This window comes from Ferrovum myxofaciens (assembly GCF_000735045.1).
Taxonomy (GTDB): Bacteria; Pseudomonadota; Gammaproteobacteria; order Burkholderiales; family Ferrovaceae; genus Ferrovum; species Ferrovum myxofaciens.
In genome coordinates this window covers 1-253 of record NZ_JPOQ01000630.1, presented here as the reverse complement: position 1 = coordinate 253, position 253 = coordinate 1, and the positions used below count along the sequence as shown (strand labels likewise).

General features: G+C 58.9%; 1 protein-coding gene. It reads right to left on the bottom strand.

Features of this window, described 5'->3' with window-relative positions; all coding sequences use genetic code 11:
* Window positions 1–253: IS66 family transposase (locus IV91_RS0115435; protein ID WP_031599656.1), on the bottom strand; the 253-nt coding region annotated here is incomplete at both ends.

Genomic DNA, 253 nt, shown 5'->3' with positions numbered 1-253 from the left:
CTGACGGTGACTCCGTTACTGCCCAGACGCTGATGCTGGCGATACAGGGGCTGGTGGTACAGGAATTTATCCACCACCATGCCCGCCAGGAAACTCACATCGGCACGGCTGTTATCCAGGACGCCCAGGGGGGCCGGAGCGCAGACCAGAGTTTGGGTTTCCTTGAGTTTGATGACGGGACGCACATACTTGAGGATCACATAACTGGCAGGACGTTGGGCCAGGCGGTGCGAGACCTTCTCGCTGACGATCT